The sequence below is a fragment of the Virgibacillus sp. SK37 genome (genome assembly GCF_000725285.1).
GTDB lineage: Bacteria > Bacillota > Bacilli > Bacillales > Amphibacillaceae > Virgibacillus_Q.
Genome location: NZ_CP007161.1, coordinates 3,766,032 through 3,780,860, shown reverse-complemented (window position 1 = coordinate 3,780,860; position 14,829 = coordinate 3,766,032). Strand labels below are relative to the sequence as shown.

At 40.9% G+C, this 14,829-nt stretch carries 13 protein-coding genes and 1 pseudogene; 10 read left to right on the top strand and 4 right to left on the bottom strand.

Going from position 1 to position 14,829, the window contains the following annotated elements:
• Positions 1 to 207: 207 nt before the first annotated feature.
• Both X953_RS18610 and X953_RS19655 read right to left on the bottom strand, forming a co-directional pair.
• Complete coding sequence (locus X953_RS18610; protein ID WP_040956866.1) at positions 208 to 567, bottom strand: Lin0512 family protein; 360 nt, start codon at positions 565 to 567, stop codon at positions 208 to 210.
• Between the two features lie 96 nt (positions 568 to 663).
• Positions 664 to 828 (bottom strand): Spo0E family sporulation regulatory protein-aspartic acid phosphatase, encoded by a 165-nt coding sequence (locus tag X953_RS19655; protein ID WP_156958524.1) that lies wholly within the window; start codon positions 826 to 828, stop codon positions 664 to 666.
• Between the two features lie 168 nt (positions 829 to 996).
• On the opposite strand from X953_RS19655, the gene X953_RS18605 reads away from it, so the two are divergent.
• Positions 997 to 1,650 carry a hypothetical protein gene (locus tag X953_RS18605; RefSeq protein WP_052350214.1) on the top strand — a complete coding sequence of 218 codons (654 nt, stop codon included), beginning with the start codon at positions 997 to 999 and terminating at the stop codon, positions 1,648 to 1,650.
• Positions 1,651 to 1,685: 35 nt separating this feature from the next.
• On the opposite strand, the gene X953_RS18600 is transcribed toward X953_RS18605, so the two are convergent.
• Complete coding sequence (locus X953_RS18600) at positions 1,686 to 2,252, bottom strand: hypothetical protein (RefSeq protein WP_040956864.1); 567 nt, start codon at positions 2,250 to 2,252, stop codon at positions 1,686 to 1,688.
• A 184-nt stretch (positions 2,253 to 2,436) separates the two neighbouring features.
• Between X953_RS18600 and X953_RS18595 the strand changes: the two genes are divergently transcribed.
• The 7 genes and pseudogenes from X953_RS18595 to X953_RS18565 all read left to right on the top strand — a co-directional run bounded on the left by X953_RS18595 (position 2,437) and on the right by X953_RS18565 (position 10,423).
• Complete coding sequence (locus X953_RS18595) at positions 2,437 to 4,482, top strand: EAL domain-containing protein (RefSeq protein ID WP_052350213.1); 2,046 nt, start codon at positions 2,437 to 2,439, stop codon at positions 4,480 to 4,482.
• Positions 4,483 to 4,592: 110 nt separating this feature from the next.
• On the top strand, positions 4,593 to 6,020 hold the full coding sequence (locus X953_RS18590) for an NAD(P)H-binding protein (protein ID WP_040956863.1): 1,428 nt from the start codon (positions 4,593 to 4,595) through the stop codon (positions 6,018 to 6,020).
• A gap of 99 nt (positions 6,021 to 6,119) precedes the next feature.
• Positions 6,120 to 6,551, top strand: coding sequence for a hypothetical protein (locus X953_RS18585; RefSeq protein ID WP_040956862.1), 432 nt, complete (start codon positions 6,120 to 6,122; stop codon positions 6,549 to 6,551).
• A gap of 351 nt (positions 6,552 to 6,902) precedes the next feature.
• A complete protein-coding gene (locus X953_RS18580; protein WP_040956861.1) occupies positions 6,903 to 8,075 on the top strand; it encodes a lactate 2-monooxygenase in 1,173 nt (390 codons plus the stop codon).
• 21 nt (positions 8,076 to 8,096) lie between these two features.
• Positions 8,097 to 9,752 (top strand): annotated as a pseudogene (locus X953_RS18575) (FAD-binding dehydrogenase).
• Positions 9,753 to 9,828: 76 nt separating this feature from the next.
• Positions 9,829 to 10,035 carry a hypothetical protein gene (locus X953_RS18570; RefSeq protein ID WP_040956860.1) on the top strand — a complete coding sequence of 69 codons (207 nt, stop codon included), beginning with the start codon at positions 9,829 to 9,831 and terminating at the stop codon, positions 10,033 to 10,035.
• Positions 10,036 to 10,096: 61 nt separating this feature from the next.
• Positions 10,097 to 10,423 carry a 4a-hydroxytetrahydrobiopterin dehydratase gene (locus X953_RS18565; RefSeq protein WP_052350212.1) on the top strand — a complete coding sequence of 109 codons (327 nt, stop codon included), beginning with the start codon at positions 10,097 to 10,099 and terminating at the stop codon, positions 10,421 to 10,423.
• A 76-nt stretch (positions 10,424 to 10,499) separates the two neighbouring features.
• Here X953_RS18565 and X953_RS18560 read toward each other — a convergent pair whose 3' ends face one another.
• On the bottom strand, positions 10,500 to 11,354 hold the full coding sequence (locus X953_RS18560; RefSeq protein ID WP_040956859.1) for a DnaD domain-containing protein: 855 nt from the start codon (positions 11,352 to 11,354) through the stop codon (positions 10,500 to 10,502).
• A gap of 215 nt (positions 11,355 to 11,569) precedes the next feature.
• On the opposite strand from X953_RS18560, the gene rlmH reads away from it, so the two are divergent.
• Positions 11,570 to 12,049 carry a 23S rRNA (pseudouridine(1915)-N(3))-methyltransferase RlmH gene (gene rlmH / locus X953_RS18555; protein ID WP_040956858.1) on the top strand — a complete coding sequence of 160 codons (480 nt, stop codon included), beginning with the start codon at positions 11,570 to 11,572 and terminating at the stop codon, positions 12,047 to 12,049.
• A gap of 606 nt (positions 12,050 to 12,655) precedes the next feature.
• Complete coding sequence (locus X953_RS18545; protein WP_040956856.1) at positions 12,656 to 14,776, top strand: lipopolysaccharide assembly protein LapB; 2,121 nt, start codon at positions 12,656 to 12,658, stop codon at positions 14,774 to 14,776.
• Positions 14,777 to 14,829 lie beyond the last annotated feature (53 nt).

Here is a 14,829-nt window from a genome sequence, read left to right as displayed (position 1 = left end):
CAAAATTATTCAGTAACTATAAGGAATTTGTCTATCATGCATTATTTTCCAAAACGATTGTTTATAATCCCTCCAAGTTACCTCGCAGTTCATCTTTATTACGAAACATAGGAAAACTCAATTTATATTTTAGAACTAAATTAAAAGCACTGGGGATGCTTGTGCTCATCCTCAGTGCTTATTTCATTTCGTTCGCATTTTCATTTTTTAATAGCCGACTTCAACAGCGGCGTTGACCATATACATTAAATCGTTTTCGTCGTCTTTGTCTTTTAGCACAATTCCGCTGGATGTAGCCATGCCTCCATCGGTTACATCTACAGCAACGACACCATAAGGAATAGCTTCTTTTACTTTATCTACATCCAGTTTTTCACGATCAAGCGGAACTGCCAGTTTGACATTTACCTTCATACTTTCAAGGCGTTCACCAGGAAGATTTTTTTCAATCCCGGGCATGGAGTTTGATAAAATCGCATTTTCAACCGCACGGACAGCTGCCTTTGTCACATTCTGCCCATGAACATCGATACCTGTACCTGTTTGAATAAATAATACTTGATCCATTGATAAACACTCCTTTGTGCTTTTGGAATCTCTTTTTAAAACAATTCCCACTCTAAAAATGTCTAAAACATTTGGAATTTAAAACCAAAATTATTTTTATGAATGATTCATTTTATCAAGCTGGTTTAGCAGATCATCTAATTTCTCTGATAAGATGAGAATATCTTCATAGTTTTGATCTTTTTTATAGGCTTGGTACATTTTATATCTTACGTGTTCAATTTTTAATTCTATTTCTTCTTTAGAAGGCAATATGTTCACTCCAATTCTTCATATCCCAATGATACCCGTATATGAGTATTTAAAACGCATTTTTTCTTAGGAAAGTGCACAGATTCGGATAGAATTGAGGATGCCTACTAATTATGGGAATATATGTTAAAATAATTAAAATCAAACGAAGAGGTTTTAGCTAAAAGGAGGGGCATAATGTTCGTTCTATTTATCGTTGGTCTCGTTGTCGGGTTAATCATTCATGCTTGTACTTACATATTTACTAGTAAATGGGACAATAGGCAAAGGGCAATGGCCGTAGGAGTATCTGGCGCAGCACTTCTTATGGTCAGCCTGACCGTCATTGGGGGTTTTGCGGGAATGCCATTCGGCGTTATAAGTATAGGAATTTTTAGTGTTGCAATTTTAATGGTGATTTTTAAAAACAATACGCTATGGAAAAAGATAGTATACACCTTCATTATAACGACAGTGCTTTGCTATTCTGTGTTTATCTATTTAAACCAAACCGATTATTGGGTAATAAAAAAGAGTCAGTATTACCAGGGTGATGAAGTTGGGACATACTTGCAAAAATTGCAGGAAGATCCTACCATTGAGGGCTATAAAACATTTACTATTTCAGAAGGGAATAAAAGCATTATCCTCTCCTTAGGTGAAGAGATGGCCGGAAATGATATCGAGGTTCTGGATGTGGAAGAACAGTCCTATACGACAATTGTGAAAGTAAAAAGCTACTACAATCAATCATCGGAGAAGAATCCAGTGATTGCTATCGGATTGGATAGATTAAAAGAGAGTATTGTCATTATGGATACAAATGGTACGATGTACGAAGAGGTGGAATAGGGCATTCAAGCCCATCCACCTCTGCGTGGAAATAATTAAAATTGAGATTCATAGTTTCCGTCTTCATAGACCTTGTATAGACCAACAGTGCCTGAGCCACCGTTTTTCTGCATGGATTTTGAAGTGAGTTCCACACGATAATAAGCTCCAGCTTCATCTGTATATAATGAGCCACCCATGTCATCAAAAAGTATACCTTCTTGCTCCTCCATGTCCAGTTCCTTTCTTAAGTAAGAAATAGCCGATTCCCCGCTTGTAATTTTAGGTTGATCTGCTTGGCTCTCCTTTTCCTCTTGTGTTTGCTCCGTGCTTTGTGAAGGAGCCTTCTCTTGCTCTGTCTCTATATTATTAGCCTGTTCTTGCTGCTTTGCTTGGTCGTTATCCGATCCTTTCTTCGCATTTTCAGCCAGTTCCTGATTATTTTCGCCCTCATCTAGTTCGTGTTCTGTGCTAGATTGTGATGGAGCTTCTTTCTTTTCTATCGTTTTCTTCTGTTCTTTGTGTTCCGCCGCATTGGAATCTGCCGCCTCATCGCTACATGCAGCAAGTAAGCTAAGTGTGATCCAGACCATAGTAATTAGTAAGGCTACTTTTCTTTTCAAATGTTTCTCCTCCCTACAATATGCTAAGTTAATAAATCCAAAGAAATCGTAACATAATTGGAAATAAAAGAACAACGGCCATCAACTAGACTTGTTTAAATACATAATTCTATTTACTTTCTCGCAAAACCTGTCGATAATAAAAGAGGAATGTATTTTAATACATCGTGATGGGGGAATCAGCATGTTTAATCAGCCTGAGTTGTCTGGCTTTGACATCATAGTAGGTGACTATTCAATCCCTATTATTGTTTTATCTATTATTATTGCTGTGTTTGCTTCCTATACAGCGCTCGTCATGAACCAACGTGGCCGTCAGAATAGCTTTTTCAATAAGCATCTATGGTTAGTGCTTGCTGCTTTTTCCATGGGTGTTGGTATTTGGTCCATGCATTTTATTGGAATGAGTGCGATGACATTGCCAGTTCATATGCATTATGATCGGTTATTAACCATTGTTTCAATTATTCCAGCGATTGTAGCGTCCTTTATCGCTTTTCATGTTGCCAATAACCCTCAAAAAACAAAGCGATCTCATTTTTGGGGCGGGCTGTTTATGGGTGTAGGAATTTCACTCATGCATTACATAGGAATGGACGCCATGCATATGGAAGGTGTGTCGTATTATTACCAGCTGCCATTATTTACACTTAGTATTGTCGTAGCTATCATCGTATCCTTCGCAGCTTTGTATGTATTTTCCGTATTGCAAAATCAAATGAAGACCTGGCTGCAACGGTTAATTGCTGCTGGCATAATGGGAATTGCCGTCTCAAGCATGCACTACATTGGTATGGATGCTGTTGTTTTTTATGTGCCACAGGATTTTACTTTCGCACCACATATGCAAATGGAGGATATGCATTTTTTGCTGACTTTAATTGTCAATGGCTTGGGAATCATCCTGCTATTATTTCTTTTAATGGAGTTATTTGATCGTTTTGTCGAGAATAGAATAAATTATTTTGATTCGATGACGAAGCTACCGAACTACAGAGAGTTTGAACGGAGATTTTCTTCTTCCGCCTATTATGCCATTGCCTTAATTGATATGGAAAAACTGAATAAAAGAGGTTCCCTACATGGCTATATGGTAGTAGATGAGCTAATGAAAAAAGTTGCTGCCCGGTTATTGGAACATAAGCCATCATCCATGGAGGTTTATCGCATGGAGGGTCGAAAGTTTGCCTTTGTCAGCCGTAAATGGGTGGATAAGAATACTTTGACTGCTTCCATGCAGAAAATCGTGGAAAATCTTTCTACACCTTTTCCAATAAAAGATAGAAGTGTTACGATCTCTACAGTTTGTGCGATTGCTATACAAGAGGAGAATAATAAGAGAAATACTTTATATGCCAATGCCCTCGCCATTCTCCAGGATCCGAACATCCAATATGCCAATCAGCTCGTTTTTTATGATGAAAATGTACATCGGTATATGTTTGAACAGGTAATTTTAGAAGATGTAGAAAAAGCTTTGACTGAGAATCATTTTTTTGTGGTATACCAGCCAAAAATGAGTATGCTGGATGGGCATATGGTGGGTGTGGAGGCACTGCTGCGATGGCAGCACCCTACTCAAGGATTAATTAGCCCAGCGGTGTTTATCCCAATACTGGAAAAGAATAATCGAATACAAGCGATAACACGATGGGTTATAAAAGAAGTTTGTAAACAGCTGCACCAATGGCAGCTGGAAAATAAGATCAATTGCTCTGTATCCATTAATATACCAGGCGAGTGTCTCACCTCAAATTCGCTGGTAGCCTATTTAAAGGTAATGACAGAGACGTATCAAATAGAACCGAAATGGATTGAATTGGAGATTACGGAGACAAGCTTTGTGGAATCCATCCAGGAGGCATTGCGGGGGATTGCTGCACTAAGAAAAGAAGGATTTTCCATTGCGCTCGATGACTTTGGTACGGGAGTTTCGTCTTTATCATATTTAAAGCAAATGCCGATTAGTACGTTAAAAATAGATAAATCCTTTTTGGATGATGTACCACATTCGCGAAAGGACGCATCCATTATCCAGTCCATTATTTCATTAGGAAGATCCTTGGATTTGAATATTGTAGTTGAAGGAGCAGAAACAAAGGAACAGATTCACTTTCTTGCCGATTTCTGTGATAATCCGATTATTCAGGGATATTATTATTCGAAACCATTACCTGCATTGGAATTATCTGAATGGTATAACCGGTTCACTGAGCCAGAAATCGTATAATGTTTGAGAGAGCAATCCAGATTGGCAATAGCTGGATTGCTCTTTTGATTATCGATCTTTTTAATAGGGTACTAGTTTCATAGAGAAATAGAGAGGAAGGAGAAATGAGTATGGGAAATGCAAAACCCGTTGTTGCTATAGCAGGTGCAAGCGGCTATATTGGACAGAATTTAATTGAAAAGTTGGAAGGTCGGGTAAATATTATCGGCTTATCCAGAAATGGGGATAAGCGTAAAGATACGGAGTCGGTTACGTGGCGTTCTTGTGACTTATTCTCTTTAGCCGATGCAGAGAAAGGATTACAGGGAGCAGATATCGCTGTTTATCTCGTGCATTCTATGATGCCTTCTGCCAAGCTCACTCAGGGAAATTTTGAAGATATGGATGTCATTCTTGCAGATAATTTTGCCCAAGCTGCAAAAAAACAAGGAATTAAAAAGATGATTTATTTGGGTGGGATTATTCCAGATCATGCACCTAAATTATCCAGACATTTAAAAAGTCGTCTGGAGGTAGAAAGAATCCTCCGAGCCTATGGGACACCTGTTACAGCATTAAGAGCAGGGCTTATTGTAGGGCCTAAAGGTTCTTCTTTTCCCATTCTTGCAAAACTAGTTAAGCGGCTTCCGATGATGATTTTGCCCAAATGGACGAGAACAAGGACACAGCCTGTTGCTCTTCCAGATGTGATGGATTCATTAGGAGAACTAACAATGGAGGAAGAGTCACAAAACCGCTCGGTCGATATTGGCGGACCAGATGTGTTGACATATCGTTCGATGATGGAACAAACAGGAGAAATAATGGGGAAAAAGCGTTATATGTTTAATGTCCCCTTTTTTTCGTTAAGTTTGTCTCGCCTCTGGCTGCGCCTTGTTACACAAACACCAAAGGAAATTGTCTACCCTCTTGTGGAAAGTCTGGAACATGAAATGACTGTCCAGAACAGTCACTTTGTGGAGGGGACCAGTCAAGGAAGCATTTCATTTAGAGAGGCTGCAGCACATGCGATGGAGGCTGATCGAGAGGGGAAGAAGAAACCAGTCAAAAGGCCGGTCATCACACCACTTAAGCAAGATGTGCGCTCCGTACAACGCGTGTGCCTTCCAGAAGGTTGCAGTGCCGATTGGGTGGGCAGATATTATGTGAAATGGCTGGAGGTTTTTCTGAATCCATGGATAAAAACGTCCACAGATGAGAACTTAAATTGTAAGATAGGTTTTCTGGGTAATAAAACCTCTATGCTGGAACTATCTTATTCGGCAGACCGAAGTACAGAAGACAGAGCACTTTATTATATTACCGGCGGATTTTTGACAGACCGCAAAGAAAATGAGCGAGGTAGAATGGAGTTCCGTAAAATTCCAGGAAGCGATGAAGCAATTATTGCAGTACATGATTTCACCCCTGCATTGCCGTGGTTTATTTACCACTACACACAAGCCAATATGCACTTATTTGTTATGTATGCCTTTCGCAGACATATGAAAAAATTAAGTGAAGGACAAGCCACTAAGCAGGTCGCACTTGACGCTTAACCAGTTTCTCATTGAATTCTAATCATATTCACATGATTATTTCATAGAAGAGGCGTATACTAATTTTAGTAGCATGAAAGAAAAAGGAGAGACACATCAATGAAAAAGCTTATACTCATAGCTGGCTTGTTATTTATTATAACTGCACTAGCAGCATGTGGAGACAACGATCAATCAACAGATACTGCAAATAACGAAGGAAACGAATCAACGGCAACAGAAGATGAGAATCAAAATGCGGATACGGAAAAGACTGAAGATAAGGAAGTAACTAACGAAAATACGGAAAATAATGAGGAGGCAGCTGATATCGATCTAACTAAACTGCCAGAATACTCCCCGATTAAAAACCATATTGATTTAGATGCACATCATCCTGTCGTTGTGGAGGATAATGAGGGAAAACGAATTATACTGTTCCGCAATGAAAAAAATCAGGAAAAATATAAAAGCATTTTTATTAAAGAAGAAGAGCGTGTGAAGATTATTGACCTGGATAAAGGAGAAATCTTTAACGGCTTGCTAAAATAGAAGTGAGCGGGTAGCTGAAGCATAGCTGCCCTTTTTTATGGCAGATTTGAAATAAAGCTGCTCACTGCGACGACCTGGAGGCTGCCCGCGCCAGTCTGGTTGCTATCCGCGACGGGAAGAGCACCAACCGCGACAACAACAGCACCATTTGAGACAGAGCTTACCGCCCCCGCGACAGTGTGGAACGCACCCGAGACAAGCAAGTCCCCACCCGCGACAGCCCAAGCCTCAATCGAGACAACCCGAACACCACTCGCGACACAGTGCGCCTCCTCTATCCCCTTTCACCCTCAATTGACTAAAAATTATAACAATTATATACTAAACTTACAATCGAAAGGAGGACTCTTTTTGAAAAATATTGGTAACCACATACAGTATCAGATTTATATGAACATGCACGACCCCGATCCGAACAGACTGCCAGTTGTATATGAGGAGTGGGAAAGACTAGCCCGAGAGAAGTTGGAGGATGGGCCGTATTACTACGTTGCAGGTGGTGCTGGTGGAGAAAACACAATGAACGCAAATTTGAAAGCGCTTAACCAGTGGAAGATTATTCCCCGCATGCTGCGAAATGTAGAGGATAGAGATTTATCTGTGTCGCTGTTTGGAAAGACATATCCATTCCCTGTGATGCATGCTCCAATTGGTGTGCAATCGATCATTCATCCAGAAGGCGAAATTGGTTCCGCACTTGCTTGTGCAGACGTAGGAGTACCTTATATAGCAAGCTCTGCCTCCACCGTCCCCATGGAAAAAATAGCAGAGAGCATGGGGGATGCGGACAGATGGTTTCAATTATATTGGAGTAAGGACCCGGACATTACTGCAAGCTTTCTTCGAAGAGCGGAGGCTTCCGGCTATTCTGCAATTGTAGTCACACTTGATACACCAATGATGGCTTGGCGCGAATATGATTTAAAAAATGTTTATTTGCCATTCCTCGCTGGAGAAGGTGTTGGCAATTATTTTACAGATCCTGCATTTAACGCCAAGCTGGATAAATCCCCCAAGGAAGACCCCCAGGCTGCTATTATGCATTGGACACAAATCTTTGGAAATGCCGGATTAACATGGGAGGACATCGATTTTCTTAAAGCAAATACAAGTCTCCCCATTATTTTAAAAGGAATTCTTCATCCGGACGATGCAAAAATGGCATTGGATCACGGTGTAGATGGCATTATTGTCTCCAACCATGGGGGAAGACAGGTAGATGGAGCAATAGGTGCGTTGGAGGCACTTCCTCTTGTATGTGAGGTGATTGATGGCCGGATCCCCGTACTGATGGATAGTGGAATACGAAGAGGTGCAGATATTATTAAAGCAATGGCACTTGGAGCGAGTGCTGTCCTTATTGGCAGACCACTCATGTATGGCCTTGTTGTTGCAGGACAGCAGGGAGTAAAGGAAGTGATGCAAAATATGATTGCAGATTTGGATATCACGTTAGGGCTGACAGGGGAAAAATCTGTCCAGGCCTTGAATACAAGCATATTGAAAAAATTCGTCGCAGAATAGTGGCATAGAGGAGAAAAGGGCATGGAATATGATGTAATTGTGGTCGGTGCAGGGCTGGCAGGTTTAGTAGCAACTGCAGAAATAGCGGATGGTGGAAAGAAAGTACTCTTATTGGATCAAGAACCGGAAGCATCTCTTGGCGGTCAGGCTTGATGGTCCTTTGGTGGGTTATTTCTGGTCAATTCCCCTGAACAACGGCGAATGGGGATTAAGGATTCCCAAGAGCTTGCCTGGCAGGACTGGCTGGGGACTGCAGGTTATGATCAAGAGGATGACGCGGATTATTGGGGGGAAAAGTGGGCAGAGGCTTATGTTGATTTTGCAGCAGGTGAGAAACGCGAATGGTTGACTAAGATGGGCGTGAAATTCTTTCCAGTAGTCGGTTGGGCAGAGCGAGGTGGTTATCATGCTGGTGGCCATGGTAACTCTGTTCCACGCTTCCATATTACATGGGGCACCGGCCCAGGAATCGTTGAGCCATTTATACAAAGAGTCAGGGAGCATATGAATACAGGGAAGGTGACCTACAAACCACGTCATCGTGTAGATGAATTAATTAAAGAAAATAGCCGGATTACAGGTGTTCAGGGATCTGTGCTTGTCCCGAGCATGGCATTACGTGGGGAAAAGAGTCCCCAGGATGTGGTGCGTGTGTTTGAAGCAAAGGCAGAAGCTGTCCTCATAACAAGTGGTGGGATTGGAGCCAATTTTGACCTTATTCGGGAAAACTGGCCGGCACGACTGGGAACCCCTCCAGAACATATGCTAGCAGGTGTGCCTGCACATGTAGATGGACGTATGCTGCTCATTTCAGAGGAAGCGGGTGGGTGCATCGTAAACAAGGATCGCATGTGGCATTATACCGAGGGAATTAAAAACTGGAGTCCGATTTGGCAAAAGCACGGAATCCGTATATTGCCAGGTCCATCCTCTGTTTGGCTTGATGCTACAGGCAAGCGCCTTTCTTCTCCCAACTTTCCCGGGTTTGACACACTGGGAACATTAAAGGCGATTAAGGATACCGGCTATGACTATTCCTGGTTTATTCTTACCCAGAAGATTATTGAGAAAGAATTTGCTCTTTCCGGCTCGGAACAAAATCCTGATTTAACAGGAAAAAGTATCTCCAAAGTGCTGAGCAGAATCCGGCCTGGCGCCCCAGCTCCTGTCCAGGCATTTCTTGATAAGGGCGAAGACTTCCTTACTGCCGATACAATTGATAACCTCGTCATGAAAATGAACAAACTTACTGGAGCGAATCGATTGGATGCGGATCGTGTGGTAGAGCAGATCCGTGCCCGTGACAGAGAAATCGATAATACTTTTACAAAAGATCTTCAAATTACCGCAATGCGTGGGGCACGAAATTACCTTGGTGATAAATTAATCCGAGTGGCTAAGCCACATAAAATCCTTGATTACCGAAATGGACCATTAATCGCTGTTCGCCTGCATATTATTAGCCGCAAGACTCTTGGAGGATTGCAAAATAACTTAGCAGCACAGGTACTAGATGAACAGGGAGAGGTTATACCTGGGCTTTATGCAGCAGGAGAAGTAGCAGGATTCGGTGGAGGAGGCCTGCATGGCTATCGCTCTCTTGAAGGCACGTTTCTCGGAGGCTGTTTGTTTTCCGAAAGGGTTGCCGGAAGAGCTATTGTAGCGGATTTAACATAGATATTGAACTTGTGTAAGGATTACTTTCCACTTTTCCACATAGGATATTGAAACAATGCTTTAAGAGGTGATATGCATGTACAAAGAGACGAAAAAAGCAATTAAAATAAACCTATGGATCGGGGGGATTATCCTTCTTTTCTTTGTTATCGTATCGATGGTTACTGATCAATGGGGCTTCTTTTTCTGGGCGCTTTGGAGTGTCTTTCTTGTGTTCATGATTACTATTTCGCAAATTAGAAAACATGAAAAAGCGAATAGCCACAAGAACCCTTCTGGTTGAACAATCGATCTTACTTTTTGCCCAGCCTGAAAAAGGGAATAGAAAACGAGGAGGGATCGTAATGAAATACAAGACAGAAGATGAATATGAAATGATACCAGTAACGACGGATCGTCTGACTCAGGAATTAGAGAAGCTGCCTGAATGGGAGCAGCTTGATGACAAATGGATTGCCCGACAGTATAAATTCGCCAGCTATATGGATGGAGTGCAATTTGCCAATCAGATTGCCGAATATGCAGAAAAGCGGCAGCATCATCCCTTCATTGCCATTGATTATAAAAAAGTCACATTGAAAATATCCTCCTGGCGGGCAAAAGGAGTCACCGAATTGGATTTAGAAATGGTACGTGACTTTGATGAAATTTATACAAAAGAAGGGAAATGATCTCTTTATAGATAGGGCCAGAGCCCGATTTTTATCTATTTCGGGCTGGCCCTAATTTTATTAAATTCGCCCCCACTTAAGAAAAACGTGCCAGCAGACGTTCAAGCTCTTCCCTTTGCTCCTCTTCCGTTTCCAAATATTTTTCCGGAATGCCCTCCCGTTTTAGTGCCACCTTTTTCGCTTGCTCCTTCTTATGCTCGATAAACCAATCAGGTATTTCCTCTTTTCTTAATTCATCAAAAAGGTTCGTCTTCTTTTCTTTCTCTTCTTTGCGAACACGGTAATTATTCTCTTCCTCTTTGGCAGCAGCTACATCTCCAACCCCTTTATTTCTCCATGCATGCAAAATGGCCTTCACATATCCCCAATGACTTTTTCCCTGTTCTAATGTACGCTTCATTGCTTGGATAACAAGCGCATCTCCAACATCATTAATCCAATAAATAAGTTCTTCTGTAATATATGTATTTGGTTTACCGAAATTATCGAAGTAAAATAATTTAGCGCCTGTAGCAGCAGCTTCTTCTTGTTTCTCTTTTGTTTTTGTTTTTTGTTTATGTTTAATTAATGGGCTCAACTTGTGGCTCCGTTTTTGGTCCGGATTGTAGTCCACTTTCTCTTCATGTGGCTCCATTTCAGACGCTGCATCGGCATATAATTGGACCACATGATAGACCGCAGCTTGATTTCCTCCTCTGGAAGTTACTTGAATAAATCCGTTTTCCTCTAATTCTATTCGAGCTCGTTTAAAACTACTTACCGATAATCCGGCTTTATCCTGCAGCTTGGAAGCAGCAACGGTAAAGGTTTCTCGCCAAATCAGTTTATTATTGATATCGATCAATGTTAACCACAGGGATCTCGCTTGTACTGAAATTGGTTCCAAATCAATTTTTGAATGGAAGGCATTCATTTGTTTAATATAATTCATTTTGTTTCCTCCTAAAAAAACCTCTTTATATCTACAATCGAAGGAAAAAGATAGAAGGGGGCATCTAAAAGAAAAATTTTATTCTAAAAGGTAAATCTTCGGTCTGTCAGGTGAAAATAGATGGAAAAGAACTCGAAGAATTGCAGCAAGAAATCTAGAAAAATTAGCCCATTTTGGTACACTAGAGAAAGAAGCCAAAGCAAAGGATGAAAACAATGAAAATAACGATCGTGTCGGTAGGTAAGTTAAAGGAAAAATATTTGAAGCAGGGTATCGCTGAATATATGAAGCGGCTTAGTGCCTATGCGACTGTAAATATCATGGAAGTACCAGATGAAAAGGCACCTGAGAACATGAGTAAGGCAGAGGAAGAGGAAGTAAAGCGGAAGGAAGGCCAACGCATTCTATCCCATCTTAACCAAGACACGTTTGTTATCACGCTGGAAATTGAAGGAAAGATGCTGACATCCGAACAACTTGCTGCTAAGCTGGATGAGCTAGCAACGTACGGGAAAAGCAAAATAGCTTTCGTGATTGGGGGATCTCTCGGGCTAAGTAAAGAAGTCACCAAACGAAGTGACCTTGCCTTATCCTTTTCAAAAATGACGTTTCCACATCAGCTTATGCGGATGATTTTATTGGAGCAGGTGTACAGGGCGTACCGGATCAATAAGGGACAGCCATATCATAAGTAACAAAGACAAAACGTAGATGTTTCCACCAATGGGAATTTAAAACGCATGGGAGAAGAAAACCCCCTTTCAAGGGAGTAATCGTGAGTTGTTTTATGTGGGTTATGTTTTGCTCGTATCATTATTTTCTATTATCCTGCCGTTTCATGTAAAATATGCATTTATCCCGTTACTTGTAGTTTGGGCGGTCAATATATACGTACATACGGAGCATTATGTAAAAGTGAAGCTGGCTGTGGTGACCGGGTTTATTTTACTGATTTTACTTTTTTGAGGCGGCTTGTGTGTCAAGCACCTCCCCCTTTTACCTCGTAACACCCTCGACAAAAGACTCCAAAACTCGGGAAGTGACTGGCACCCCAACCAGGTTATAAATTCAACGAACAGGGTAAAGCAATAGAGATACATATTTTTTATGAAAACTTCTACGGTCTAAAATAGGGCAAATATCCTCATAAATTGGAGATTTCTATCGAATAGTATATAGGTGGAAACCTCTACATAAATCGGAATTTATGAATGGGGCAAGTAGATGAGGAATAAGAATAAATGTAGTATAAAATAACCAGATTTATAGAGTTATAAATAAAAACAATGTGAGGGATTATCGTGACGACGGAAAACAGACGAATTAATAAATCCTATTATCAAACGATTTTAGATAAAAGCAAACAAGGGCATCCAGTAAGCATATTGGGGGATATGTATATTGAAGAAATGCAAAAACAGTGGCCTGACCTTTCTTCTATTCGCTATGCCCAGGGAGAAATTTATTACCAGAATAATGATTATGAAGCGGCGATTTTTAAATGGCAGCAACCACTGGAAGAGGAGCTTATTCCATGGGCACAGAAGAATATAGCAGATGCGCATGTAGAGTTGGGATTATTGGAGGAAGCAGAAGGACTTTATTTGCAGGTTGATTCTCCATCACTTGTATTAAAATCCGAAGTGCTCATGCAGTTATTTTCTTTATATGTACAGCAAGGCAATCAGCGAAAAGCAGTTAGTACGATAAAGGAAGCGGTTAGTTTAAATCCCGATTATTCCCGTGTAACAGAGATAGCGCAGACATACTTTGAGGATATTCGTGAGTGGGACCATGCAGTGGAACTCGCAGTTAATGAGACGATCCGTACAAAAACCGGCTATTGGATGGAGGTCTTATCAGGCTATGTGCAGCAAGGGTTAACGGTTGGTTACAGACCGGATTACTTTAATGATTTGCTTGTACATATACTGGCAATGGACCGGGATCGGTTTGAAAACATGACAGAGGTGTTATGGAATAGCTATCGACAAAGCCCGTACTATATAGAGTGGTTACGTGTGATTAACCAGCTTCTCCTGGAAGCTCATGAGGAGCTGCCTTATGTTTGGAGAAAGCTTCCAGCATTATACCAAGAGGCTTACTTCGACTTAATTAATGGCGACTATTTAATCAGGGAGATTTCTGACTTAATCCAGCATCATTTAACGAATTGGTTGGATGTAACAGCTGAATCAGATGCGTTGGCTTCTTCCGCTGCTATACTAGCATGGGATAAAACAATCCCTTCGATGCTTGATGAACAACTTGTCGGCAAAGCAGGATATCAATTCGAAATTGCAACACCACAACAGCACGACTCAAAAGATGGAATGATCCTATTTGAAGCCATTAAAGCATGGGCTAAAAAAGAAGGCTTGCTTGATGATTTAATAGAAGTCACTAATCCTATTCTGAGCCACTCCGAGGTGGAAGCTGCGAGTCCATCAAGCATACGTGAAGTATTGAAAGTATCCATCGAATTTCTTTTAGAACAAAGAGTCAAATTGGAAAAAGGTATCGAGGAAGAAATTGAATGGAATGAAGCGTTACTGGCAAGCCTGCAACATATTCATCAACAACTCGGAGATATGGAGCAAGAAACTTCCGAGCAGATGACAGAATCCTTCCGTACGATGAAAAATAACCTGTCACAACGAGTCATGACTGAACTGCCGAAGCAATTACAAAAAAGTGCCAGCATCATTCAGGATGACAGTGACTTTTCCAAGATCAATGAGGAACTAAACGAGGAAATGAACAGACGAATTGTAGTCTTTATGAAAAACTTCGTCCATCATGATGTGAAACAAGCGGTTCAACAGTGGATTAATGAATGTAAAAGGGAATTCCAGGAAAATCAGGCAGCATGCAATGAATTCAGCCAGACGGTTAATCAGCAATACAAGGAAGAGAAGATTGATCTACAGGGCGACTTTAAAGTACTTGAGGATTGGCAGAGGGACTTGGAAAGGATTTCCCGCGGTATGCTACGCTTTGAAAAAATGAATATTTTTATGCGTAACACACCATCCCAGTTATTTTTAAAAGGTGCAGGCAAGCTATTCAGTTCTATTTCTAAGAATAATGAAATGCTCCATAGCAGATATAAAAATTATATTGAAAATGAGGATTACACGCCAACTGCAAAGGAAATTATCGACCCGTTCATGCAGCAATTGGAATTGTTTGAAGGGTCCATCGAGTGGGATGTGAACAGGTTCTTCGCCAACCCTGTAGATGTGGTGAACCAGGAAACGGAGAAGGTAGAAGCAGATATTGAAAGCCATACTGCTGACTTACAAAAAATGCATGAGAAACCGGAAACCTACCGTGATCCATTAACCTTGTTTGAAGTGAGACGCCGTCAATACGAATTGACGAATACAATTAGTAAGGTTGAGAGCCAAAAATCCACTTGAAAAAATGTAATCAACTATCATCTTTATAAATTTTTATCATATAATTTTTAGAG

What these genes read in the sequence shown, in the direction of transcription:
- X953_RS18610 (WP_040956866.1), bottom strand. Translation starts at nt 567, where the DNA reads ATGGATCAAGTATTATTTATTCAAACAGGTACAGGTATCGATGTTCAT.
- X953_RS18605 (WP_052350214.1), top strand. Translation starts at nt 997, where the DNA reads ATGTTCGTTCTATTTATCGTTGGTCTCGTTGTCGGGTTAATCATTCAT.
- X953_RS18595 (WP_052350213.1), top strand. Translation starts at nt 2,437, where the DNA reads ATGTTTAATCAGCCTGAGTTGTCTGGCTTTGACATCATAGTAGGTGAC.
- X953_RS18590 (WP_040956863.1), top strand. Translation starts at nt 4,593, where the DNA reads ATGGGAAATGCAAAACCCGTTGTTGCTATAGCAGGTGCAAGCGGCTAT.
- X953_RS18585 (WP_040956862.1), top strand. Translation starts at nt 6,120, where the DNA reads ATGAAAAAGCTTATACTCATAGCTGGCTTGTTATTTATTATAACTGCA.
- X953_RS18570 (WP_040956860.1), top strand. Translation starts at nt 9,829, where the DNA reads ATGTACAAAGAGACGAAAAAAGCAATTAAAATAAACCTATGGATCGGG.
- X953_RS18565 (WP_052350212.1), top strand. Translation starts at nt 10,097, where the DNA reads ATGAAATACAAGACAGAAGATGAATATGAAATGATACCAGTAACGACG.
- X953_RS18560 (WP_040956859.1), bottom strand. Translation starts at nt 11,354, where the DNA reads ATGAATTATATTAAACAAATGAATGCCTTCCATTCAAAAATTGATTTG.
- rlmH (WP_040956858.1), top strand. Translation starts at nt 11,570, where the DNA reads ATGAAAATAACGATCGTGTCGGTAGGTAAGTTAAAGGAAAAATATTTG.